The sequence below is a fragment of the Spiroplasma endosymbiont of Clivina fossor genome (genome assembly GCF_964031115.1).
Lineage (GTDB): Bacteria > Bacillota_I > Bacilli_A > Mycoplasmatales > Nriv7 > Nriv7.
In genome coordinates this window covers 1,226,908-1,251,023 of sequence record NZ_OZ035006.1, presented here as the reverse complement: position 1 = coordinate 1,251,023, position 24,116 = coordinate 1,226,908, and the positions used below count along the sequence as shown (strand labels likewise).

General features: G+C 26.1%; 32 protein-coding genes, 1 tRNA gene and 1 pseudogene. 6 read left to right on the top strand and 28 right to left on the bottom strand.

Going from position 1 to position 24,116, the window contains the following annotated elements; genetic code table 4:
* Positions 1-17 precede the first annotated feature (17 nt).
* Positions 18-1,400: an Mbov_0401 family ICE element transposase-like protein gene (locus AAHM82_RS07480; RefSeq protein ID WP_342263363.1), complete on the bottom strand. Its 1,383-nt coding sequence runs from the start codon at positions 1,398-1,400 to the stop codon at positions 18-20.
* A gap of 242 nt (positions 1,401-1,642) precedes the next feature.
* On the opposite strand from AAHM82_RS07480, the gene AAHM82_RS07475 reads away from it, so the two are divergent.
* Positions 1,643-3,760 (top strand): PQQ-binding-like beta-propeller repeat protein, encoded by a 2,118-nt coding sequence (locus tag AAHM82_RS07475; protein WP_342263362.1) that lies wholly within the window; start codon positions 1,643-1,645, stop codon positions 3,758-3,760.
* 234 nt (positions 3,761-3,994) lie between these two features.
* On the opposite strand, the gene AAHM82_RS07470 is transcribed toward AAHM82_RS07475, so the two are convergent.
* From AAHM82_RS07470 to AAHM82_RS07355, 24 genes are all read right to left on the bottom strand, one after another.
* The gene (locus tag AAHM82_RS07470) at positions 3,995-4,513 is read right to left on the bottom strand and encodes a hypothetical protein (RefSeq protein WP_342263361.1); all 519 of its coding nucleotides are present in this window, start codon (positions 4,511-4,513) and stop codon (positions 3,995-3,997) included.
* 53 nt (positions 4,514-4,566) lie between these two features.
* Positions 4,567-6,756 carry a hypothetical protein gene (locus AAHM82_RS07465; RefSeq protein WP_342263360.1) on the bottom strand — a complete coding sequence of 730 codons (2,190 nt, stop codon included), beginning with the start codon at positions 6,754-6,756 and terminating at the stop codon, positions 4,567-4,569.
* A 15-nt stretch (positions 6,757-6,771) separates the two neighbouring features.
* Positions 6,772-7,155, bottom strand: a complete 384-nt coding sequence (locus AAHM82_RS07460; protein WP_342223520.1) for a hypothetical protein — start codon at positions 7,153-7,155, stop codon at positions 6,772-6,774.
* 233 nt (positions 7,156-7,388) lie between these two features.
* On the bottom strand, positions 7,389-7,637 hold the full coding sequence (locus tag AAHM82_RS07455) for a hypothetical protein (RefSeq protein ID WP_215826579.1): 249 nt from the start codon (positions 7,635-7,637) through the stop codon (positions 7,389-7,391).
* Between the two features lie 2 nt (positions 7,638-7,639).
* Positions 7,640-7,960, bottom strand: a complete 321-nt coding sequence (locus tag AAHM82_RS07450; protein ID WP_342263359.1) for a hypothetical protein — start codon at positions 7,958-7,960, stop codon at positions 7,640-7,642.
* Positions 7,961-7,966: 6 nt separating this feature from the next.
* Positions 7,967-8,950: a hypothetical protein gene (locus tag AAHM82_RS07445; protein ID WP_342263358.1), complete on the bottom strand. Its 984-nt coding sequence runs from the start codon at positions 8,948-8,950 to the stop codon at positions 7,967-7,969.
* A gap of 24 nt (positions 8,951-8,974) precedes the next feature.
* A complete protein-coding gene (locus AAHM82_RS07440; RefSeq protein WP_342263357.1) occupies positions 8,975-9,304 on the bottom strand; it encodes a hypothetical protein in 330 nt (109 codons plus the stop codon).
* Positions 9,305-9,382: 78 nt separating this feature from the next.
* Complete coding sequence (locus tag AAHM82_RS07435) at positions 9,383-9,613, bottom strand: hypothetical protein (protein ID WP_342263356.1); 231 nt, start codon at positions 9,611-9,613, stop codon at positions 9,383-9,385.
* A 164-nt stretch (positions 9,614-9,777) separates the two neighbouring features.
* Positions 9,778-9,999 (bottom strand): hypothetical protein, encoded by a 222-nt coding sequence (locus AAHM82_RS07430; RefSeq protein ID WP_342263355.1) that lies wholly within the window; start codon positions 9,997-9,999, stop codon positions 9,778-9,780.
* A 2-nt stretch (positions 10,000-10,001) separates the two neighbouring features.
* On the bottom strand, positions 10,002-10,328 hold the full coding sequence (locus tag AAHM82_RS07425) for a hypothetical protein (RefSeq protein ID WP_215826298.1): 327 nt from the start codon (positions 10,326-10,328) through the stop codon (positions 10,002-10,004).
* A 774-nt stretch (positions 10,329-11,102) separates the two neighbouring features.
* Positions 11,103-11,480: a hypothetical protein gene (locus AAHM82_RS07420; protein ID WP_342263492.1), complete on the bottom strand. Its 378-nt coding sequence runs from the start codon at positions 11,478-11,480 to the stop codon at positions 11,103-11,105.
* On the bottom strand, positions 11,480-11,620 hold the full coding sequence (locus AAHM82_RS07415) for a hypothetical protein (RefSeq protein WP_342262365.1): 141 nt from the start codon (positions 11,618-11,620) through the stop codon (positions 11,480-11,482). Before AAHM82_RS07415 ends, AAHM82_RS07420 begins: the two co-directional genes overlap by 1 nt.
* Positions 11,613-11,885 carry a hypothetical protein gene (locus AAHM82_RS07410; protein ID WP_342263491.1) on the bottom strand — a complete coding sequence of 91 codons (273 nt, stop codon included), beginning with the start codon at positions 11,883-11,885 and terminating at the stop codon, positions 11,613-11,615. Before AAHM82_RS07410 ends, AAHM82_RS07415 begins: the two co-directional genes overlap by 8 nt.
* A gap of 18 nt (positions 11,886-11,903) precedes the next feature.
* A complete protein-coding gene (locus tag AAHM82_RS07405) occupies positions 11,904-12,155 on the bottom strand; it encodes a hypothetical protein (RefSeq protein ID WP_342263490.1) in 252 nt (83 codons plus the stop codon).
* Between the two features lie 88 nt (positions 12,156-12,243).
* Positions 12,244-13,251 carry a hypothetical protein gene (locus AAHM82_RS07400; protein WP_342263489.1) on the bottom strand — a complete coding sequence of 336 codons (1,008 nt, stop codon included), beginning with the start codon at positions 13,249-13,251 and terminating at the stop codon, positions 12,244-12,246.
* A 3-nt stretch (positions 13,252-13,254) separates the two neighbouring features.
* The gene (locus AAHM82_RS07395) at positions 13,255-14,904 is read right to left on the bottom strand and encodes a hypothetical protein (protein WP_342263488.1); all 1,650 of its coding nucleotides are present in this window, start codon (positions 14,902-14,904) and stop codon (positions 13,255-13,257) included.
* A 38-nt stretch (positions 14,905-14,942) separates the two neighbouring features.
* A complete protein-coding gene (locus AAHM82_RS07390) occupies positions 14,943-15,590 on the bottom strand; it encodes a hypothetical protein (protein WP_342263487.1) in 648 nt (215 codons plus the stop codon).
* An 8-nt stretch (positions 15,591-15,598) separates the two neighbouring features.
* Positions 15,599-15,832 (bottom strand): hypothetical protein, encoded by a 234-nt coding sequence (locus AAHM82_RS07385; protein WP_342263486.1) that lies wholly within the window; start codon positions 15,830-15,832, stop codon positions 15,599-15,601.
* Positions 15,833-15,834: 2 nt separating this feature from the next.
* Positions 15,835-16,344 (bottom strand): hypothetical protein, encoded by a 510-nt coding sequence (locus AAHM82_RS07380; RefSeq protein WP_342263485.1) that lies wholly within the window; start codon positions 16,342-16,344, stop codon positions 15,835-15,837.
* Positions 16,345-16,427: 83 nt separating this feature from the next.
* Positions 16,428-16,793 (bottom strand): hypothetical protein, encoded by a 366-nt coding sequence (locus AAHM82_RS07375; RefSeq protein ID WP_342263484.1) that lies wholly within the window; start codon positions 16,791-16,793, stop codon positions 16,428-16,430.
* Entirely contained in the window at positions 16,771-17,214 is a 444-nt protein-coding gene (locus tag AAHM82_RS07370; RefSeq protein ID WP_342263483.1) for a hypothetical protein, read from the bottom strand. Before AAHM82_RS07370 ends, AAHM82_RS07375 begins: the two co-directional genes overlap by 23 nt.
* A gap of 87 nt (positions 17,215-17,301) precedes the next feature.
* Entirely contained in the window at positions 17,302-17,547 is a 246-nt protein-coding gene (locus AAHM82_RS07365; RefSeq protein ID WP_342263482.1) for a hypothetical protein, read from the bottom strand.
* A gap of 3 nt (positions 17,548-17,550) precedes the next feature.
* Entirely contained in the window at positions 17,551-17,775 is a 225-nt protein-coding gene (locus AAHM82_RS07360; protein WP_342223644.1) for a hypothetical protein, read from the bottom strand.
* Between the two features lie 25 nt (positions 17,776-17,800).
* Positions 17,801-18,178, bottom strand: coding sequence for a hypothetical protein (locus AAHM82_RS07355; protein ID WP_342263481.1), 378 nt, complete (start codon positions 18,176-18,178; stop codon positions 17,801-17,803).
* A gap of 119 nt (positions 18,179-18,297) precedes the next feature.
* On the opposite strand from AAHM82_RS07355, the gene AAHM82_RS14065 reads away from it, so the two are divergent.
* The 3 genes from AAHM82_RS14065 to AAHM82_RS07345 all read left to right on the top strand — a co-directional run bounded on the left by AAHM82_RS14065 (position 18,298) and on the right by AAHM82_RS07345 (position 19,798).
* Positions 18,298-18,738, top strand: a complete 441-nt coding sequence (locus AAHM82_RS14065) for a transposase family protein (RefSeq protein ID WP_342263396.1) — start codon at positions 18,298-18,300, stop codon at positions 18,736-18,738.
* Complete coding sequence (locus tag AAHM82_RS14060) at positions 18,735-19,127, top strand: transposase family protein (RefSeq protein ID WP_342264845.1); 393 nt, start codon at positions 18,735-18,737, stop codon at positions 19,125-19,127. Before AAHM82_RS14065 ends, AAHM82_RS14060 begins: the two co-directional genes overlap by 4 nt.
* Before the next feature lie 595 nt (positions 19,128-19,722).
* Positions 19,723-19,798: transfer RNA gene (locus AAHM82_RS07345), tRNA-His, on the top strand.
* A 284-nt stretch (positions 19,799-20,082) separates the two neighbouring features.
* Here the strand turns inward: AAHM82_RS07345 and AAHM82_RS07340 are convergent.
* The 3 genes and pseudogenes from AAHM82_RS07340 to AAHM82_RS07330 all read right to left on the bottom strand — a co-directional run bounded on the left by AAHM82_RS07340 (position 20,083) and on the right by AAHM82_RS07330 (position 22,934).
* Positions 20,083-20,586, bottom strand: a complete 504-nt coding sequence (locus tag AAHM82_RS07340; protein ID WP_342263480.1) for a hypothetical protein — start codon at positions 20,584-20,586, stop codon at positions 20,083-20,085.
* A gap of 20 nt (positions 20,587-20,606) precedes the next feature.
* Positions 20,607-21,822 (bottom strand): annotated as a pseudogene (locus AAHM82_RS07335) (IS256 family transposase).
* Positions 21,823-22,028: 206 nt separating this feature from the next.
* Entirely contained in the window at positions 22,029-22,934 is a 906-nt protein-coding gene (locus AAHM82_RS07330) for a hypothetical protein (RefSeq protein WP_342263479.1), read from the bottom strand.
* A gap of 229 nt (positions 22,935-23,163) precedes the next feature.
* Between AAHM82_RS07330 and AAHM82_RS07325 the strand changes: the two genes are divergently transcribed.
* Together AAHM82_RS07325 and AAHM82_RS07320 are read left to right on the top strand one after the other, a co-directional pair.
* On the top strand, positions 23,164-23,313 hold the full coding sequence (locus AAHM82_RS07325) for a hypothetical protein (protein ID WP_215826808.1): 150 nt from the start codon (positions 23,164-23,166) through the stop codon (positions 23,311-23,313).
* Positions 23,276-24,115, top strand: coding sequence for an IS1/IS1595 family N-terminal zinc-binding domain-containing protein (locus AAHM82_RS07320; RefSeq protein ID WP_342263478.1), 840 nt, complete (start codon positions 23,276-23,278; stop codon positions 24,113-24,115). The genes AAHM82_RS07325 and AAHM82_RS07320 overlap by 38 nt, the downstream gene beginning before the upstream one ends.
* Position 24,116: the final 1 nt, after the last annotated feature.

Here is a 24,116-nt window from a genome sequence, read left to right as displayed (position 1 = left end):
TCACTAAATATTTTTACTTACTTAAATCTATTATATTTATTTGTTACAGCATTACCTTTATAATTAATTCAACTATCGTCATTTTTATTATTATATTTATTTCATAATGAATTTTTATATATTTCTTTTCTGATTTCTATTTCTGAATTAATATTTTCATTAATGTAATGTAATACATTTAATTTGTTTAAATTTGCCATTCTTAAATGTAATAAATTATTTAAATTCTTATGATTATATATTTTTGCCCCATAGCCTAATTGTTGTTTTACTAAATGCGATACATCACTTTCAATGCTACAACCGATATTTCATTCTAAATTTTGGTTATGAATACCATGCTTATTATTACTGAAATAATTACTCGCCTTTCTTAAATTTGTTTTAATATCTTTATTTAATTCATTTTTAGCATCATTACGAATGTTTTTGATTAATTTTTGATTATTTCCATCCTTATATAATTTAATTCAACTATTTAATGTTACTTTGCGATTTTCAAAAATAATATTAAATGCCGTTTGTTTTAATTTTTTAATAGCGTGATAACCATCTAAAATATATCTAACATTACCGAAACTATTAGCAATTTCTCTAATTCAAGTATCACCATCACCACAAACAATTATTTTGTCATAATTAATATTCACATAATGTTTTTGTAATTCTTTAATTAATAAATCACGATAATCCATCGTATTTATTCGTTTACCAACTTTTAACATTAGAAAATGACCTCGTTTGTTTTCTAATTCTCTACGAGCATTTTTATAATTTTTTTCTTTATGTCCGGTATGAAAAGTAACTAAACGAATTCTCTGGTCTTGTTTAACTTTCTGATCTAATGTCGCTAAAAATGTCTCATCTAGTTGAATATATAAATTCTTATTTTTGACATCAATTCTATTTTTAGTTTCTTTTTCTGCTAGTTGAAAATATTCAGCAATATCATATTTATTTAAAACATTCGAAATACTAGCTTTTGAAATATAACAATGATTTAGAGCATCTAAAACATCGCGATAGCGTTTACCATCACCCAAAAGACTTAAAACTTTAAATTGGACATCAAAATAAATGCGTTGTTTGGGCAGTAAACCAATTTCTTTATCTAATAAACATACATATTCAAATTTACCTGATTTTTGATTTCAATATTTATATCGGCGTCGTTTAAAAATAACATCACCAAAAATTGTAATAATTGTTCTTGTTGCAAAATGAACTACTTTATAACCTTGTTTTAACCGATAATGATGTAAATATAGGTATTCATCTAATTTTTCGTATTCATTAGCTAGTTGTTCACATTTGTTGGTGTACATATTTTTATGGGTTGTAAATAAGTTTAATCAATGCTTATTTTCTGGGGTTTTTAAATTATTATTAATTTCTAACATAGAAAAACCACCTTTCTTGGTATTAATTTTAATAAAGTTTAATTTGGTTTGATTATTTTTTTGTTTTAATGATAATTTTTTCTAGAATTAGTATTCAATATTCTGAAAAAATGATAAAAATTCTTATTTAATTATTTATAATTAATTTGTATTAATTAAATTTTATAAATTTAAGAAAGGGTCGAGTGATTACTATAAAAATTTATTAATTAGCAAAAATTCATGAAAAGGATTTAATTAATATGAAAAAATTACTTAGTTTATTAAGTACAATAACAATAGCAGGAAGCGGAATGTCGGGCATTGTTGCCAATAGTCCGTATCCAACTCCAACACAAGAAAAAATAGAAAATATAAATAATAAAAGACAAAAACGAAGCAATAATGAAAATAATAAAATAAATAGAACAAAAATTGTTATTAAAACAAATGGCGGAGTTTTTGCTAGTGGAATATTATTAAACAATAAAATATATTTTGGTTCAGATGATCATAATGTTTATGAGTATGATCCTGCTACAGGACAACAAAAAATTGTTATTAGAACAGAGGGGGAAGTATGATCTTCTGGTGTAATTTTAAACAATAAATTATATTTTGGTTCAAAAGATCATAATGTTTATGAATATGATCCCGTCACAGGACAACAAAAAATTGTTATTAGAACAGAGGGAGAAGTTTGATTTTCTAGTGGAATTATTTTAAACAATAAATTATATATTGGTTCAGATGATCATAATGTTTATGAGTATGATCCTACTACAGGACAACAAAAAATTGTTATTAGAACAAAAGCTAACATTCATTCTTCTGGTGTAATATTAAATAATAAAGTATATTTTGGTTCAGATGATTATAATGTGTATGAGTATGATCCTACTACAGGACAACAAAAAATTGTTATTAGAACAAATTGATGACTTCCTTCTTCTGGGGTTGTTTTTAACAATAAATTATATATTGGTTCAGAAGACAGTAATATTTATGAATACGATTCTGTTACAGAACAACAAAAAATTATTAAGATAGCAAAGGGTGCGGTTTTTTCTAGTGGAATTATTTTAAATAATAAAATATATTTTGGTTCAAAAGATTATAATGTGTATGAGTATGATCCTACTACAGGACAACAAAAAATTGTTATTAGAACAGAAGGGGAAGTATGATCTTCTGGTGTAATTTTAAACAATAAATTATATTTTGGTTCAAAAGATCATAATGTTTATGAATATGATCCGGCAACAGGACAACAAAAAGTTGTTTTTAGAACAGAAGGAGAAGTTTTGTCTTCTGGGGTTGTTTTTAACCATAAATTATATTTTGGCTCACAAGACCATAATGTTTATGAGTATAGTGGATACTATTTAAATTCAAATTTAGGACAAATTAATAATAATTCTGATAATGTAATTTTAAGTGAATTAAATTATTTAAATCCTGATTTAGATATTTCACAATTAGAAATTATTAACAAGACAAAAAATTCAGCTATATTAAAAATAAAAAATAATTTAAATAATAATATAAAAATACATTATTCAATTGATAATGGGCAAAATAAAATTATTAATTTAAATGAATTGATTAAAAAAGCATTATTTTTTAAATTTCGAAACGAAAATCCTAATTTAAAATTTAAGGAAATAAATTATATTGATACTAATAATTTAAATTTTTCAGATATTGAAATAACAAAAAAAGAAAATTCATTTTTATGATCTAATGTTCCTAAAAATGTATGTTCTGATAGAGAAATTATCAATAAAACTCCAAATACAAGATCATTTAATGTACCTGCTTGTGAATATAATTCGAAATCAAAATTAGTATTTCAAATTACAACAGGATTAACTAAAACAAAACAAGAAAATAAATTAAATGGTTGAAACATAAATTCTGATGATGAAATGAAATTAACAGATTTTACAAATATAAATAATAGAAATTCTGAAATCATTAATGTATTATCAAATGAATTTGATTTATCAAACACAAATAAACAAGAACAAGAAATGATTTTAAGTATTTTTAAGGAACCCGCTGATAAATTTGAACTTAATCCCAATGAAAAATTAAAAATTACTTATCCAGTAAGAATAATTACATCTAAAGTTATATTAAATTTAAAACAAAAAATTACAGGAAATATTACTGCCAAAATAATTGATGATAACAATAAAGAACAAATAATTACATTATCAATTACAGAAGTAATGCAAATTTTACAAAAATATAGTTTATTACCCAATGAAATTATTATAGATAAAAACAATGATAAAATAACATTTAACGGTGAAGCATTATTTTCATTAGAAAGAGAGGGGGCGGTAAGAACAAATACAGTTACTACTATAGTATAAGGTTTTATAAAAACGATATTAGCTATTTAGAACAATAACTTTAATTGAAACAAGCACAACAAGTTTAAATTTCTTGTAAAAATAAAAAATGTTCAAACCAGTAATTAACTAAAATTACTGGTTTTTATTCTGACAAAATAAAAAGAAGAAAAATTGCTTAGTTGTTTAAGAGTATTGTCATCATAGACAACCACCTTTTAGGGTAGTAATTTTAACAGTTTTTAAATTTAATTATTAAGGGTTTTCAATTTCAATTCCAAAATTATTTGTATTATTTAATCTATAATTATTGGTACTACCATGCTCAAAAGTTAGTAATTCTGTTCCTTGTGTTTTAATTCTTATTGTTTTATTGGGTACACTAATCATTCAGGTATAAAAATTTAAACCCGAAGTATCTATTTTTGTTCCATAAGTATTTGTTATTTTTTGAAAGTCTTTTTGTTTAATTCTGTTATTTACAAGCTCTGCATTAAACTCTAAACTAAAAATTTTTACATTTTTTAAATTTGGTAATTGTTTATCTATATTTGCATTTATATTATCTTCTGTTCTTATCTCAACTTTTAAAAGGTCATGGTCTTGCCTTTCTGTTAAAAATCTTATTTTTTCTAAGTTTCTAATTTCAAAATCATAAACTTTGTTTTCGTTATCTTTATTTTTTTGTTCTACTGATTCACTTGCTTTTTTAGAACATCCAATTACTGGTAATATTGTTAATGCGGAAAGAGTTATTATATTTAAAATTTTCATTATTTTAATTCCTTTATTACTTTATTTTTTCAATATATATATATATATATATATTACACGAAAATCCTTAATATCATTAGAAAAATGGCAAAACCAATTAGAAATTGAAAGGTATAATAAAAAGCTGGTACTGTTTTAAAAACTGGAAAAATAGCAGTTGAAAAATTAACTGTTGCTTTTGCAATGATTGCTAACGGCCGTAAAATGGTAATTATTTGTGAAGCTGTTAGTATTCAGTTTAGCATTTTAATACCAGCATTTTGAATAGCACAACCAATATCGTTAAAGGTTGGTATTCACCGCCCGGAATATTTGCAATTTGGTGGTGGAATTAGGTCATCCCATTCTGAGTTGGTTGAACCGTCAGGAATAAAGGCCGTGGAATTTAAGACATTAAAGTCATAAATTTTAAAATTGTAATTATAGGTGTTATCCTTGTGATAAAGCGGGAAAGTCAGCGTAAAAATATTAATACCGTAGCGAATATCAATATCGGTATTGAGATAATTAATGCTGTTAGCAGTATTGTTGATTGGCAAGGTAATAAGTTTATTGTCGTAGGATTTAAGCACATTAAAGTCAATTTGGTAGATACTATTTTTATTTTTAATGGCATTATAATTCTCTTGGTGCGTTTTTTTATCAAAAGTAAAGAAATAACTTCTTAGTAGTAATTCTGAATTTCCAGTAATGTTAATAAAATATTTTTTGGGATAAAAAGTAATTAACGAGCGATAAAAGAAACCGATTTGAATAAAGTAATTTTTGTTGTAATCATCTACTCCTTTAAAATCAATTTCGGTATAAGTTTTTTCGTCCATATCAAAAGTAGCATAAAATAAACTGGCAAAGAAATTACCAAGGATTTCATAAATTTCGTCAAAGATATTTTTGTAATCATTATTGTTAATACCAAGAATGTTGTTTTTAAAATAAAGGTAAATATCGTTCCTTAATTCAGGGTCATAGCGTAGAAAACTAAATTTAACATTAAGATAATTCAATGTTCCAAAAAGGTACTTAATTAGGTAATAATCGTTAGCATTTTCAGTGTCATATTTTCAGATTTCAGTTTCACCGTGTAATAATTGTAAATAATTATTTCCAGCAATTAGAGTTTTGTTAAATGCCTTAATTTTAAGGACATTATCGTTGGTATCCTCTTGTTTCGGAATGACCATTTTAATCGTATTTGTTCCTTGCAATTGTGTACTCGTTTCAATTGCAGCGAATTTAACGGTAAATGTTCTGTCAGCAACATTATCTGTTGTTAAATCAAAAGTAGCACTATCATCTAAGTAATTGTTGTCGTTATCTTTAATTTCTGTATTATAGTCGATGCCTTCAATTGCATTATTTACGCCAGTAAGATTGTTAATTGTTTCATTAAGTCTTTTTTTAATTTTTTTGATAACTTCAATTTTGGTTGCATTTGTAGGGTCGATTATTTCTGAGTTTGGTAAAATAGTTGAAGTCTTGTGATAAAAATAGCTCTCGTCTTTAAAACCATGATTTTTAATGGTGAATTCTTTATAGTAACCTTTTTCTAAAGTGTCAATGAAATTAAATACTGGTGTTCAATAAAGATAAGAATAATTAAATTTGTCAAAATCACCGCGATGAATCATTAAATAATCAAGGTTATCAATAACATCATTGTATTTGTGGTTACCATCAAATTTAGTAGTTGTTATTGGTAAATCAATGTCGGTACTGTCTTTTTCAATTTCTATATTAAAATCATTTGTATTATTTAATCTATAATTGTTGGTACTACCATGCTCAAAAGTTAGTAATTCTGTTCCTTGTGTTTTAATTCTTATTGTTTTATTGGGTATACTAATCATTCAGGTATAAAAATTTAAACCCGGAGTATCTATTTTTGTTCCATAAGTATTTGTTATTTTTTGAAAGTCTTTTTGTTTAATTCTGTTATTTACAAGCTCTGCATTAAACTCTAAACTAAAAATTTTTACATTTTTTAAATTTGGTAATTGTTTATCTATATTTGCATTTATATTATCTTCTGTTCTTATCTCAACTTTTAAAAGGTCATGGTCTTGCCTTTCTGTTAAAAATCTTATTTTTTCTAAGTTTCTAATTTCAAAATCATAAACTTTATTATTTTGTCTTTTGTTTCTAATTAGTGAATTTACTGTTGTTTTATCATTGTTAATATTTTGGGGAATAGTAAAAATGTTATTGAAACTAATAGTTAGCACGGTAAATATTTTCATAAACATTTTTATCACTCCTTTTTAAAATATTTTATTTTTCATTGTTCTTTTTTCTTTAATTTTTTGAATAATAAAGCGGATTAATTTTTCAAATTTAATTGCAAAATATATTGCTCCGCCTCATCAAAAAACAAATATTCCTGCTAGCATAATACCACTATTGAACTTGCCAAAGAATTTAACCATCTCTTCATTCATAAAATTATTAAATTCGTCACTTGTTCCGGTTATTCATTTAGTATCGATTACTGTTAATGCACAAATTAATAAGCTTATAAAGATGAAAATGATACTTAATGATACTTTTAACCACTGCTTTTTAAAAGAATTTTTAATCCTTAATCTTAATGGCGTTTTTTCTTTTGAATTATCTTTTTTAAATAATTTGCCTAAAATTTTTTTCATTTTAGTTTTCCTTTCGTGTTTAAAAATTTTTAATTTTTCATTTTCAATAACTAGTTCTGATTTCTCATCTATATGAACACTATTTCGCTTTTCTAGTTCTAAAATTTATTTATTTTTTTCCATTATTTATGTATTTAAGAGTATTAACACTATTTTCTAATATGACATTAACAATTTTTAATTTGTCATTTTCTATTTCTAATTCTTGTTTTTTAGTTCATTTTTCCATTTTTTTATCTACCTTTAATCACAATAAATAAGGCAATCAGTACACAAGTAACGCCAAGAATGGTGAAGATTGGATGTTGTGAAAATGTCCGAGCCATTGGTTTAAATAGTTCTAAAATTGTTAAATTGCTAGTAATAAACTTTTGGAAATTCGCAAGGCCTTCGCTAATATAGTTTGTTAAAGTTTCAAAATGACTACCAGCTAATAGTCCAAGAACAGTTATTAAGATAAAAATAATAATTAGTTTAAACATCGTTAGTTACCTTGTTTTGTTTTTTTATTTCTTTGTTTTCAATTAATTTTATTTGGATTTATTGGTTTTATTTGTTTTTTAGTTTTTCCTCACGCACTTAACCGCCCTTTATTTTTAACCGCATATTGGCGTTGTTTTTCTAAATTAACTTGTTGACTACCAAATCCAAGAATAATTGCCATAAGAAATTCTACAGCCAGCGTTAAGAACAAAGGAAATATTAATTGAATATTTGTTCCTGGCACTTCTAAACTTCAAATTAAGTCAAAAACTTTATAAAGCATTTGAGCGAGAAAGTCGGCCATTTTTGCGAGATTTTCCATTTTTTATTATTCCTTTTCTTTCATTTTTCTTAAAAATTTGCTAAATTTATCCATTTTTAAATATTCTAAATCTTCTAAATCAATTGCTGTGTCAGTATAGTATTTGTCTTCATAGTCAGGATTTACTTTTGCATTTAAGTAATCTCTTAAAAAAGCTAGGTAAAAAGAATTGTAAGTGTTAAGTATTGGTAAAGGAATTTTTAGTTTAAAAAAATAAATATCAAGTTCAGGGATATCACGGTATTTAATGCGACGACCTTTTTTGCTATTTTTAGCATCAATTAAGGTGTTTCGTCAGCGTTCATATTCTTCAATGCTCGTAAAGGTACCATAGATGACTTTTAAGTAGGGCCGAAAAATATTAACGGTTTTTTTGCGAATTCCCACAATCACATTATTGGCAATATCACGAACTTTAACTCAAATATGTTTATCTCTTTGACCGCTAGCCAGAACAATATGACCAAAATGCCGTGCCAGAGCGAAATATTCTTGGATACCGGTTTCCTCGTTTTTGGTATTATTTTTTTCTCAATCAGTACCTTCTAAAAATAAGTTGGTTTCATCTCATAAAAGTAAGGTTTTGTCTGGCAATACCGGATAATCAAAATCTAATAATCCCATATGACCTAAACTTAATTTTTGGGTTTCTAGTAATGGAAATGTTGATGCGATGTGATATTTCTTCTTTTTTAGTAATTTTGATGCATATACTAGAAAAGCAGTTTTTCCAGTTCCTAATGAACCAATCACAATATTTAATGGTGAATTTTTTAAGAAATTAATAACTTTGTTAATTTGTGTTAAATTACCGATTTTAAAAAGAAAAATTAAAATACAACCTGCTAAAAATAAATAGCTTACAATATTTTTAAAATAACCGTTGTAAATATATCAAATTGCTCCGCAATGTCATAAAATTAAAAATGAGGTGCGATTCAATTCAATAAAATGGTTATTTTTTTCTATTATTCATTTGCAAAATTTCATCTTGCACCTCACTTTATTTTTTTGTTAGCGTACTGCTCCAAGTAATTTTTCAAACATTTTAAAGCAAATAAAGAATATTGCCAAAATAAATGGAAAAATGAAGATTCAGTAGTCAGCAAAGAAGTTACCGACTTGTGGCATATTAACAGCAATAATTTCTCACATTTTAGTAAACGCTGTTATAATCGCATTTCATAATTTAGTCATCGCGTCACTAGCTGTTATCTTTGTTACTGCTGGTACTTCTGTTAAGAAAGTTCCAATCATATAATCACCCCCTTTCTTTTTAAAACATTCATCATTTATATTCAAAGTTTTTCTTAAATTTGTTAAAACCACGGTTAACCTTAACACGATTGTATTTTTTCCTAATTAATTTTGAATTTCTTTGGGAATGCATCAGAATGTAACTTCTTGACATTAATTTTTTCCCTATCTAAATACTGATATGGTTTTTCAAAGGAGCATTAGAATAAATCACACCATAATCGCTGTTAAGAATCAAAAAGCAATGTTTGCTATTAAAAGTCAAAGTGGCGCTTCGTTTAATTTAATTTCTTTACCACCAGTAATGTGAGCCGGAATAGTTGTAATTTGAATAAATAAATCTCAGAAAGTTTGTTTAATTTGTTCTCAATTAAATTCTTTTAAGTTTATTGTCATTTTTTATCTCCCAAAAATCATTTTTATTGGTAAATACATAATTGAAATTAATGCGAAAAGAAAAGTAATGATAATAATTAATCCGGCAATAAACGCAACTTGTGCAGGCATTTTTTCTATCGGAATAAACAGTTTTAAGAATTCCATAATAATTTCTCAAAACATTATTTTTTATCCGCGTTATTTTCTTTTGAATTAGGAGATTTAACTCATTCCTCAAAACGAGCAATAAATACTTTTTCGTCTTTCGTGAAATTACCAGTATTATTTTTAATGGCATTTTTATATTTAATTCTAATTTTTATTTTGGCATAAATTTTATAAGCAAAATATGCTAATAGCATGATGCTGATAATAATAAATATTAATCCAATCGCAATATTCATTTTTAAACTCCTTTAAAATAGTTATAATTTATATCTTTTTTGTTGTTTTCTTTTTCGGCAATGAAGAAACTTAATAATTCTTGCCCCTTAATTAATTTGGTTTCATTTTCTTTTTGATTAATTGAAATTATTTGATATTTACTATCTTTTATTATTCCGATGCAAATCGAATTTTCATATTTTCCTTTATAAACAAATCGCTTTGGAAACCAAATGCCGATTTGTTCATTAAATCATGGAATTTTTGGTGCTTTAATAAACATTGCGTTTTGTGTTTCTTTTAAAAGATATTTCTTAGTATTTAAGAAAATGTTTTCAATGTTTTTCATAATAAATTACCTTTCTTATAGATAAACTAAGTTATATTAACTAAGTTTTAGTTAACTTAGTTTTTTAAACACTTATATATCGCAGATTTAAGTGTTTAACAAGCTTTGTTAGTAAATTTTGTTTTTTAATTAGATAAAGATTTTAATAATTTTAAACTTAGCATACCCCTATATAGAAATTTCTACACTTTAATATCCGCATCCTACCCTTGGAACTAATTTAATAGCGTGTATATTTTTAGGAAATCCACCCATTCATTTTTTTATTGCAAAACGAAACAAATTGCTATAGCTAATAGGATGTTATCTATTAACTGGTAAACTTCTTTCGGTTATGGCGACCACCCATAATTTATCGTGCTTTAATACATACCAACATTATTAATTCACTTGTATTTAATTTTCAAAGAACAAATTTTTAACACCTTATAAAATAAAAAGACAATCATTGCTGACCGCCTTAATACTTATTCAAATATTTTACTACCTAACAAAACTTTATGCGTCCTAGTAATTTTACATAAAAGCCTTTTAAAATTATCAAGTTGATGATTTTTTTTATTTTATCAAGAGTTTTCGACAAAATTAAAATAAAAAATTATTTTAATGTTGTTTTTATAAGCATTTTACTTAGTTTCTATAGAATTTTATTGAGATTATGTTTGTTAATATTAAATATTTTGTTTTATTACTTATTTTTCAAATAAAACGATAATTAAATTGTAGTTACTTTTCTTTCAAAATTAATCAAATATTTTTCCACCTAACAAAACTTTACGCGTCCTCATATTCTCGCTCTGCTACTCGTATGGGTTGAAAATTCATAATTCCTTGATTTAAAAAAATTAGAAATGCTGAAATACCAATATCGCTAGCTCGTTTCTCATTAATCCAGTTTTTACTTTGAAAATCATTTTTATAAAGTCATGCCATTATTTTTGGTGATAAATCTTGTTGACTAATATTAATTTCCAACTTCTTAGGAGTTAATGCATTAGCCATAGTGTCGGACACATACGATTTATAATAATCTTCATGACCAAAAGGAGCAAAACCATACATTCGCAAAATTGATTTTTCAATTTCGCGTTTTTTAACTACTACATTATCATCTTTATCACTAAATCATTTTTTAGTAAATCGTAATGGCATTATTTACTTTCCAATTCTTCAACTTGTTTTTTTAAAATTTCAATTTTTTCAGAAATTAATTTCCCCAAAGGTACAAGTCCTAGAGTAATAAAGTTTAAAAAGTAAATTAACATTTTCAATCAAAATAATTTTTTAGCCATTATTTTTAGCTCCTCGTTTTGGTTTGTTAATATTAATCTCGTTTTTATTAGCGTTATTATTTTTGATAGCAATAACCATATCAATCTTATTATTTATAATCATTAATTTAGTATCAATTTTATTTAACGCTTCTTTATTTTCTTGCTCCATTTTTTTCGCCTCCTTTTTTGTTTTTAAAGCCGAGATTATTCCCGTAATGCCAGCCGTTCCACCCAAACCGCCAATAATTGCTGTAAAAACACTTGCTACTGTTTCTGAATTCATATGATACTTTCTCCTCTCTTATTTAATTTTAGCCCCTAGGCCCACATAAATGTGAGCTATTAAACTAGTATTTTGTGGGCGGGTTTCTAAAATATCAGTTTCATTTTTTTCTGTTTCGGCTGAAAAAAATAAATAAATTTCTTCCGGGACCTCTTTTGGTCAAGCATCCAAAATAAGTGAGGACTGCATAACAATGTCAGAATCTTCCGGCGTGTGGGGCATTGTGCCCACATTTCACCCTGTTGTTGTAAAAAAATAATTTTTTTTCATTTGAAAACAAAAGAAGAATTGGGTTTGTCTAATTTCGGAGCCACATAAATCGAATGAATGTGGTGACCGACATTGTCATTTTCTGCGTTTAAAGGATTGTCTTTTTTGTGTCGCACAAAATCGCCCTCGCGAAGACTAGGCGTCACCAATTGACTGCCGTCGGCAAGAATGACGGTGTATGCCTTTTCTGAAAGTGGCAGTCAACCCTCTTCCAATTTTTTAATTGAGAAAATCAAGCAATCGCTCCAATTAACGATTTTTGGATATTTTGAAAATTTTGAAAAATCAAATTTAGTTGCTTTTGTAATTTGGCAGAAAAATCAGCTGTTGTAGCGTGCGTATAATCGCCCTCTTGAGGATTAGGTTGTAAAGCATTTGGTGGTAAAGTGCCAATTTGTTTAGGGAAAGATACCGTTAAAGTTTCTGTTTCATGTTCATAATCAAAACTTGCATATTCCTCAATAACTAAATTAGTTACAGGCCCTCTAAGATTAGGATTTTGGGGGCATGTGTAATCCTGACAGCGACTTTGAAAAAATTTTAATTGTTTTTTTAATCGTTCATTTTTTTCTTTTTCTAATAACTTATCAACAACAAATTTACTGTAATACAAACCTAAATCAATCATATTAGCATCAACTGTATTTTCATCATTATAAGGAATTAAAAAATTTTTTAATTCTGTAAAATTAGCTAATGCTTTAACTCTTTGTGGAATCATATCTTGAGTATTATTTGCTAGAGTAGAGGCAATATAACTTGTACTAGAAGTATTCAAATTTTTTGTTGCATCAACAAAAAATTCAACTGGAACTCTGTTAAACACTCAATGCTCAATCAAAATATAAATCATGTCCATAACGGTTTCTTTAATTTCATCAGGAAAAGTAGTAAATTCTCACTTGTTAAAAATAAAGTCAAGATACATGTTGCAATCATTTTGAGCTCTTAAAGCGAAAGTTTTAAATCAATCATCAAAATTAGCAAAATTTAAATCTTTATATTTAGATGGTATAGCATCTAAAGTTCCAGTAAGTGGTTTGATAGTATGATAACCATTAATGGTTATATTTGGTCAAAGTTCTTTTAAGAGCATTTTTTATCACTTCCGATTTAGTTTTTTATTGATAGTAGTAATTTTTTTAGTTATTTGTTTTTGGATCATATTTTTAGCATTAATTTTCAAATTAATATTTTTGTTTTTAACAAGTGGTCTAACAAAGCGGTTTTTAACATTTCGTCCAACAATTCCCTTACCCAAAACACTATCAACGGCTCAATTAACATAGTTGTCTTTATTAAAAACTTGATTAAAATTTTCTTTAACTTTAAATAAATTTCCTTCTTTATAACGGTCATAAGTTATTTTTAAAAGCGGAGTTAAAACTCGATATAACTTTATGCTATTGATGTAAAATTCTTGAACATTTGCTGGTAAAAATGGCATTAAAGATAATATGTTACCTTTAGTTTTACCCCAACCAATTGATCAACCACTTTCATACATATAAAATTTAAAAGGACTAGAAGCAGTTATTAATTGTTGTAATTTTAAGGGGGTAGTAATTATCGGCCCTATTGGTTGATATTCAGGATTTTGGTAGTAAATTGTAATCGCAATATCTGTTAGTATTCCTGTTGGTTTAACTTTGACTGCAAAAAAGACATCAGATATTAATGGCAATAAAGTACCATCGGTAATTATTTTCTTTTGCACTCTTGAAATAATGTTCTTAAAATTTGTATATTCTTGAATTTTGGTTGTAGTCTTTAATTCTATCTCTTTAATCGTTTCTCTTACAGGCTCAAACACTTTATTTAAACCTTTTTGAATTTGATATGTTGGCGATAATTTTTTCAATTTTTTTGTTTTTTCCATAATTTTATTAAATCTTTTAAGAAATTGAGAACGAAAAACATTTTCTGCTCGTAAAGTATTTAGTGATAATAATGTACCTTGACGAATTCCTGATTTTTGCATTTGGGTAATTAAATTAAATCAATTTTCTGTTGGCATTTTTGAAATTTCATTAATGTTTGTTCCGTAACGATTTAAAAATTGATTACCTCATTTTTCTTTAAATATCTTTGTTTTAGTTACAAGATTAGGATTAATTTTTCTTAGTAATGTTTCCATTTCCAAAAGTTGACCTAATGTTGTTACATTTGCACTTTTATAATTCTTAACAAATTGTTTTCGTGCCAAAAATCCTAAATGATTTAGCATAGTTTCTTTAGTTGGTTTTTTAGTATAATCAAATCAAGTTTTATATTTGTCAAGAATAATTTTTTTATTATAGACTTGGTACATAACCTGCTCTAAATTATTAGCCGTTGTTATTCCTAAGTGATTAATAATTTTATTTTCTTTCGCTAGATTAAAAAACTTTGTTGTTTTATAAGCTCTTGATATCTTACTAATTTCACCAATAGCTGGTGTTAAATTAAGTAAAGTGCTTATTGTATTACTTTGTTCTTTATAAATATCATAGACTTGATTAATTGTAAAATCAGTTACAACACGCACACTTGAAGCAATTAATTGGGATGTTAAATTTGATAATCCAGCACTTAGAGAAAATTTTAGCGACAGACCAGCAGTAAATTTTGCTAATAAAATACCAATGACTTGCACACCAACAAATTTTAATAATTCCAGTAAAAAATCATTTTCTTGTTTGTGAGGCAACCGCGTAGTAGTTTTAATAACTCGCAACTGCAAAGCAGTTATATTAGTTCCGATGGGCATAATCTAAAAACCACCTATACTATAGCCTAATTTTCTTTTTAACCACCTTGACCTGAACCGGCACCCGATACTGGTTTTGATTTATCTGGGTCTGGTGTTGATTTGTGATAATGAACCATTTTTGCTACAGCAACTTTACCAGTAAAAAATTCTCGTTCAGCGATATAAACTTGCCCCATATATTTTTCGTCTGTATACATACCTACATCCATAGGCAAATCAATACCTGTAAATGTCGCATATGCCAAAGTATTAACTCATATCATATTAACATTCTCGGGCAAGCGAGATTTAGGCACTTCAATAGTTATACAACCATTAACAACACCGACAACTCCGTTAACCATACCTAGCACACCATCAGGAGAAGCGGTTACCAATTTCGCATAAGTAGCTTCGGTCACTACATCAGCCGTCGCGAGCAAGAAACCACTTGTCCACTCATTTTCAGAATTGACAACAGCAATTCGCATTTTTGCCATTTCTTCAAGAATTGTGTTTTTAGTAATCGGTTTTGCGGTTGCAATTGCTGTACCGCCAGCCACTAATTGTTCAGCATCGTATTTGTCATAAATTTCAGCCATTTGTTGGCGAAGACGAATAATTTTACTTTCAATGAATTTGGGACCTACTGCTTTACTTTCTAAACGCCCTATGCGTTCTTGAATATCAATTACTTTGTCCAAGGTAGCTTCTATTTTTTTCTCGTTGCATAGTTAGATTTGGAACCAGTATTTGGGTCTCATGTTCTATTAATAGTTCCGTCCGTCGCAAGTGGAATAACTACTTTCTCACCATATTCAAATTCGGTAAAAGCTATTTCATTTGCAAAAAGTTGGTGAATTAAACTTCCTGTTCGTGGAAATTCGGGTCTTCATTTGCTTGAAACCAATGTTCTTAATTGGTCAACATTAATAAAAAACGCCATTATTATTTATCTTCCTTTCTTTTAAACATTAACTCTTGAGGGGTTAAAGCATCTGATGAAAAAATTATTTCTTCTGAGTTAGAAGAAGGGTTAGTATTTTTATCATCAGCCTTATTTGGAACGCCTCCTGTGTCTAATGTGTGTTTAATTTTTGGCATCGTGGCCACAAAATTATTAATATCATTTTTAATTACTTCAATATCATTTTCAAAATTAATTGAGTTTTTCACAAAATTAATAAATTGATTATCAATATTAGCATCTTGAATTAATTTATTAATTTCTTGTTCTTTTTTAAAAGTTAAATATTCTTTTTCTTTGTCGGCAAATTTTTTTAGTGCATCCGTTTCTCTTTGTAACAGATTTTTTGCTTTTTCCTGAAAATTAGCAGTATAGTCATTTTGCTCAGTGAAGCCACGATATAAATTTTTCACCTTAAAAGTTCCATCAGCATTTTTTTCGGGTTGTCCGTCTTCACCAATAAAGACGATTTTTTTATCTCTAATTTTCATTTGGTGTGTACTCCTTTTTCAAATAAAAAACTCATTTGATATTCTAATTATCTAATGAGTTTTTCTAATTATTGAGTTTTTAGCTATTTATTTTTTCTTTTTTTTCCAATTTTTTTAAATTTTTCAACCTCAATGCTAAAAAATGTTTTGTGGGTGGTCTTATTTGGATAATAACGATTGTGTAATTTTCCCTCAATTAAAATAATATCGTGTTCTTTTAATTTTAAGAATCCTTTTTGCAACTTTTCTTCATAAATAGAGAGCGTTGTGTAGTTAAGACCCGCTCAACTAACTTGAACATTAACAACTTTAACAACAACACTACTAATAGCTATTTTTTGCTTAAATTCTGTGATTTTGGGAATATCTTTTAAAATAACTGTCAAATTTACAAAATTAACATAGTCAATTACTTCATTTTCTTTTTTAGTTTTTAGTGCTTTTAACATTTTGTTTTACCTCATTACCCAAAAAGTATTGAATATGCTTTCACGCATCGTGCTCGTGTTTGGTAAGTTTTAAGTTTCCTTTGTAAAAAAATCCTTTCTTTTTAGAAGGCTCTTGTCTAAGAAAGTGCCAATGATATTTAAACCTTAAAAGACTGCTTATTGCTCCAATAAGTTCTGAGGTTGCTAAAGGATTGGTAATCGTTCTACCTTTAGTTAAGAAAAAATTTTCAATAATAAACAATGGCTTAAAATTTTCTATTCTTTTAAAATTATCAAATAATTTTTTAATTTTAAAAATTGCTTGTTCAACGCTTTCAGAAATTATTGTTTCGTTAAATTCAATGCATGAATTTTCAAAATTCCAAAGAACAATACCAGTAGAACCAATTCCTGCGGGGTCGATTCCAATTATATAATTCATAAAATAAATACTTACCTTATGACAACTACATTTTTTCGTTGAGTAATCGGAAGCGGTGAACCACGCCTCAATAAAGATTTAGACATATTATATTTTTCTCCTTATGTGTTGTCAGCAAAGAAAATGAGTACATTTTTCTTGGGGCACACAGCAATTTTGATAATCATAATTTTTTTTAGTTTTTCGCTTACAATAATTTTCTATTCTTTTAAACTCACATTGCAATGATTTTTCTTTTAATTGATAATTAACTGCTTTTAACGCTGTAATTAATTCTTTATAAGAATATTTTTGGCGTAACGCTTTAAGTCAATAAAAATGTTTGTTTTCCATTAATTAATCTTCCTCAATTATTTCTTTATAAATAATTCATTTCCGCGGACGAATGGCTTTTTTCTTGTAATAAATTACAGTTTCTAATGAGTGTACTTTTCTTTTAAAATTAGGATTATTACGCGAAAGTCCATAATAGCGTTCTACAATTTCGGCAACACTATCATAAACACCGACTAACTCATTGGTTTCGCAAGAATATATAACATAACAATATTTTTTAGCCATTTCGTACTTGTTCAAGATTTAATAACTAATTTAAATCAGTTTCTTTTAGTCATTCGGGAATAATATAATTAAAATTAATATCTTTATCAGCTTCAGATTTTTTAATATTTTCTAAAAATTTTTGTCGATTTTTAATTTTAACTTCTTCATACAAATTAATAATTTCTTGCCCCTTAATGGTTGTAATTTTCTGTGCACCGTTGGCATCATACTTAATAACTTCATAATCATTTTCTGGAAAAATACCGATCACCATCTGATTTGCATATTTAATTGATGGGTATACTAGTTTTCTAGGAACTCAAGAACCACCACCACTATTGGGAATTGATAGTAAAATCGCATTTGTTGTTTCAGCAACAATATATTTTTTATTCAAAAATAAATTTTTTAAGTTAGTCATTATTTATTAACTCCTCATATCAATAATTTTTTGGTTTTTGTAAAAAGATAATAGACTTCTTGCAAAATTAATTTAAAATATAATTGAATTGTTGTTTTTAATAAAAAGGTGGAATTTAAATGAAATTTAAAAAAAATAATCAAATAAGTGATAAAAATTTTTTAAGATTAACTGGTATTAAACATACTACTTTTAATAAAATGCTAGAAATTTTAAAAATAGAAGAATTAAAAAAGAGATTTCGTCGCGGAAGAACCAATAAATTATCATTAGAAAATCGTATTTTAATGACTTTAGAATATTGAAGAGAATATAGAACTTATTTTCATATTGCAAAAAGTTATGATATTAGTGAAAGTAGTTGTTATAGAAATATCAAATGAATTGAAGACACTTTAATAAAACACCCTAATTTTCAACAACTTACTGGTCAAAAATCACTATTAAAAGATTATTTCAAAGATAAGACTGTTATAATTGATGTAACTGAAAGCCAAATCCAACGCCCAAAAAAAGACAAAAACAGCACTACTCAGGAAAAAAGAAAAAACACACAATAAAAACACAAGTTATAATTGAAAAAGATAGTAAAAAAATTATTAGTTCTGATTTTTCTTATGGTAAAAACCATGACTTTAAAATTTTAAAAGATTCAAAAATTAAATTTTTACCAGAAACAACTGTTTTAGTGGATTTAGGTTATCAAGGCATACAAAAAATTAATCATAATGTTTTAATTCCTAAAAGAAAATCAAAGAAAAACCCTTTAAATAAAGAAGAAAAGCAAAATAATGAGCGAATTTCAAAAATGAGAATTGTTATTGAAAATGTTTTTGCTATACTTAAAAAATTTAAAATTATTAGTGAAAAATATCGAAATCGTAGAAAAAGATTTGCTTTAAGATTTAATTTAATAGCTTCAATTTATAATTTACAACTATTAGTTTAAATATATTTGATAATTTAAAATTTCAGTCTTTTTTTATTGTAAATAATAATTTTTATTATGTTTTAATGACAAAATATTTGTAAAAATAATCTAAAAATTATTTTAATAACACTTTTATATTTATTTTAAATTTAAAAATTATAATTATCATATTAATTTTGCAAGAAGTCTAATATATATCCTTCCTTATATGCAATTTCCTAGTTAGCTAACATAGTTAACTATCTAAGAAATCTATGTTATTTCTCTTATGTTTAACTAAGTTATGTTAGCTAACTAGGTGCGAGAAATGCTCGAAATTACCAAAAAGCATTTTTTGGCACACCTAAAAAGTGTTTTCATATTTACAACACAACTTTTTAAATATAATTTAGTTTTTGTTCGAACAAGTTAATAAATTAATAAAGTTAGTTTAATTTTATTAATTAAAATACCTATCTCCTTTAAAAAATTATTGTTAAGAGGAACATTCTTACTGGTCTAAAATGTCTGTGTTACCTTACATAACAAAACTAAACGCGACCTTTTTTAATGAGTTTACATTCTTTTAAAATAGTTATATAATTTTATCGGTTAATAAAAACCATTATATATGGCGACTGTGGCGTAATGGTTATCGCATTGGTTTGTGGAACCAACATTCGTGGGTTCAATTCCCATCAGTCGCCCCATTTTTATTTAAATTAAAATATTCTTTTAATTTTGTCGAAAACTCTTGATAAAATAAAAAAAAATCATCAACTTGATAATTTTAAAAGGCTTTTATGTAAAATTACTATTTTTACTTTAACTTTTTTATACATTAAAATATAATACCGCTGTTTGTTGGTTTGGAGTTAAACCCTTATGTTGGTATTTTCATTTTCAGAGATTTAAATAATTTTGAATATTAGTAAAACCTAAACCATGATAATGAATTAAGGCTTCTTTAAGACTAGATTGTAATTTACTGATTTTATTTTAAGTTACGATAACTAGCTTCAGGATTAATTGTTGTTTTAGTTACACATAAAGTAGAATTTGTTTGTTTTGCTACTAAAAAATATAATTTTTGCATATCGGAAGTAATAATTGAATTTTCGTTAATTAATTCTTTGTTCATATTTTCAATAACTCATTGTTTTTGTAAACGTTTGGTGTTTGTGGATTTAACATAAATATTGTTATTATTATCAATTGCCATTTGAATACAGCATTTAGTATTAGTTGCGAATGGGTCAAGGTGAATTCTTCGTGGATCAGTTTTATATTTGAAATTTCCTTTATGGATTTCTTTAATAAATGTTTCATCGATTTGGATTTTACCAGATAATTTTTTAAATTTTAATTGGGTATTTTCTAATTGTTTTGATTTCATTAATTTTTGACGATTATATCAAGCAGTTTTTAATGTAGTTTTAATAAAACGAGAAATTGTTTTACTAGATTGCCCCAGCAATGAAATTAGGGGACTGTACAATTAACTGTGTCTCTAAGTAATTAACTTAAATTCACTCTGTCCTCAAATTTTATCATTAAATGTGAAATTGCACTACCCCAATTTTGAATTGGCATCGTTCATTTCTTAACCATATTTTGAAATGCTAAATAAAATATTTTAAAAACTGATGCGTCATTAGGAAAAATCTTTTTATTCTTAATAACTTTTCTTAGTTTACTATTAACAGATTCAATCGCATTAGTTGTGTAAATAATCCTTCTAAATTCTTGAGGATATTCAAGAAAAATTATTAAATTATTTCAGTTATTTTTTCATGATTTAGTAATTTGTGGATACTTTTTATTTCATTTTTCTGAAAAATGAAATAAAGCAACTAGCGCTATTTCTTCATTAATTGCTGTATAAATTGATTTTAAATCATTAGCTACAAGTTTGCGATCTTTGTAAGGGACAAATTTTAAACTATTACGAATTTGATGAACGATGCATAATTGGTGCTGTGTTTTTGGGAACACAGCTTCTATTGCATCAGACATTCCAGTTAAATTATCGCTACAAGCAACAAGAATATCTTGTAAGCCACGATTTTTCATTTCCGTAAGAAAAGATTATATTAAGTCAAAATTTGGCTCCCTCATTCTCGCTAATTCACATTCCTAAAATATCTTTTAAACCATCTAAATTAATTCCTAAGGCAAGATAAACTGCTTTATTTATTATTCGTTTATCTTGCTTTACTTTAACAACAATACAATCAAAATAAACAATCGGATAAATCTTCTCTAAAGGTTTAGTTTGTCACATTTTAACTTCTTCAATAACATCATCAGTTATTTGACTAATTAAACTTTCTGAAATTTCTGCTCCGTGATAGAATTCTTGCAATTGTGCTTTGATATCAGAAATTGTCATTCCTCTTGCATATAAAGAAATTACTTTTTGATCAAAGTTATCAAATCTTCTTTGTCTTTTCGGAATAATTACTGGTTCAAAAGTACTATTTCGATCTCTTGGTACATCAATTGCGATTGAACCATTTTTAGTAATAATGGTTTTTTGTGTGTTGCCATTTCTTTTATTATGATTCTCATCAGTTTCAAGATGATCTTTAATTTCCGTATTTAACATTCGTTCAGTTAATTTTTTGGTAAATTCCTGAAAAATAGTATTGCCTTTAAATAAATCTTGTGGATTATCAATATTTTCTAAAAAATAATCAACAACTTTATCAATTGCGTCAGGTTCTTTTTTTATTTTTTTTTTTTTTTTGTCATTTTCTGTTCTCCTTCGTTTAAGTATAATTCAGAATGAATTATCGAGACACAGAATTTTGGACAGGCTCTTTAAATCCTTATCAACAATCAAGCTTGTTGTATTTTAATTTATAACCATTAATTCTAAAATTTAATAAAATTAATTTTTAAAAGTCAGGTTGATGATTTTTTTTATTTTATCAATACTTATCTATAAAATTTAAGAGTATTTATATTTTCATCAGTTACTTCATCAATTAATTCTTTTAAATTTACTTCCGACTTAGAAACAATAACTTTGTCTTGCTCAGTATTCTTTTCTTGATATCCTAATGGTTGATATTGACTTTTAATAGTTTCTATAGTTTCTAATTTATCATCTACTTCTTCAGAAATTATTTTATTAATTTCTTCAATATTACTATCGTTATTAATTTTACCTTTTTGAATTAAATCAATTTTTTTATAAATAGTATTCCGAACATTATCAACAACAGAAGCATTGGCATCACTTGATTGCGTTTTACTTTCTTTAACGGTAACAACTTGTTCTTGCAAATTATTCATTCGCTTCATAATTATTTCCCGAAATGATAACGGTTTTTCATTTTTCTTTATTAACTCTTCTGAAGTTGTTTTTGAACTTAAATTATTTTCAGACAATGGAGTTTTTTCTTGCATATCATTAATAACACTATTAGAATTAATAATACTTTGTTTTTTTTCAATTACTTGATTTGGAGTTTTAAGTTTTGGCATTGGCGATAATTTTTCATTAATAACTTTTTTTTCAAATTTTGCTGTAAAATCCTTTTCTAAATGTGATTGATTTTCTGATAAATTAAACTTTAATTCTTGCTCTTGTTCTTCTAATTCTTCTCAATTAGAAAATGGCTTTTTTGATGACGATTTTATTGGTTTTACTGATTTTTCAGAAACAGTTTCTTTCAACATAATCTTCATTTTAACAACAACATCACCGCGTTTAACACTATCACCCTCAGGGCAAACAAATAATTTTTCAATATCACCATCAAATAAAGTACTAACCGGAATCTCTTGACCTTCACAGTTAGGGGTTAATAAGCAAAATATTTTGAAAGGCTTTAACATGACTCCCTTGTTCAACTAAAATTTGCTTAATAGTACCATATTTACTTGGTAAATCATTTAACTTAATTTTAATCATTAAAGCCACCTCTTTAACTTTTATCTTATTTTAACATTTATTATTATTTATGTATATCAAATAATTTTTTTAATTTTGTCGAAAACTCTTGATATTTATTGAATATACTTAATTTTAGGTATATTTTTAATATGATAGAGGTGGATAATAATTATGGAAAAAATAATTCAAGAACTAGTAAATACTTTAACAGATGATCAATTTTTAGAATTTTATGAAAAAGTCAAACAACAAGCAGAATTAATAAAAAAACAAAAACGGTTAAATGAAATTGATCAAAAATTTAGAGCGCAAGGTATTTAAATGCCCTAAATGTGAATCTTACCATTGCGTTAAAAATGGACATAATTCAGAAGGAAAACAAAAATATTTATGTAAAAATTGCCGTGCAAGTTTTGACGCTTTTCGTAATCATTTTATTTATTGAAGTCATTTAAATTATGAACAATGAAATTTATTGATTCAAATTTCATTGCTGGGGCAATCTAGTAAAACAATTTCTCGTTTTATTAAAACTACATTAAAAACTGCTTGATATAATCGTCAAAAATTAATGAAATCAAAACAATTAGCAAAAACTCAAAAATACTTTAAGAAACTTAGTGGCATCATTGAAATTGATGAAACTTTTATTAAAGAAATCCATAAAGGAAATTTCAAATATAAAACTGATCCACGAAGAATTCACCTTGACCCATTCGCAACTAATACTAAATGCTGTATTCAAATGGCAATTGATAATAATAACAATATTTATGTTAAATCCACAAACACCAAACGTTTACAAAAACAATGAGTTATTGAAAATATGAACAAAGAATTAATTAACGAAAATTCAATTATTACTTCCGATATGCAAAAATTATATTTTTTAGTAGCAAAACAAACAAATTCTACTTTATGTGTAACTAAAACAACAATTAATCCTGAAGCTAGTTATCGTAACTTAAATAAAATCAGTAAATTACAATCTAGTCTTAAAGAAGCCTTAATTCATTATCATGGTTTAGGTTTTACTAATATTCAAAATTATTTTTTAATTTTGTCGAAAACTCTTGATATTTATTGAATATACTTAATTTTAGGTATATTTTTAATATGATAGA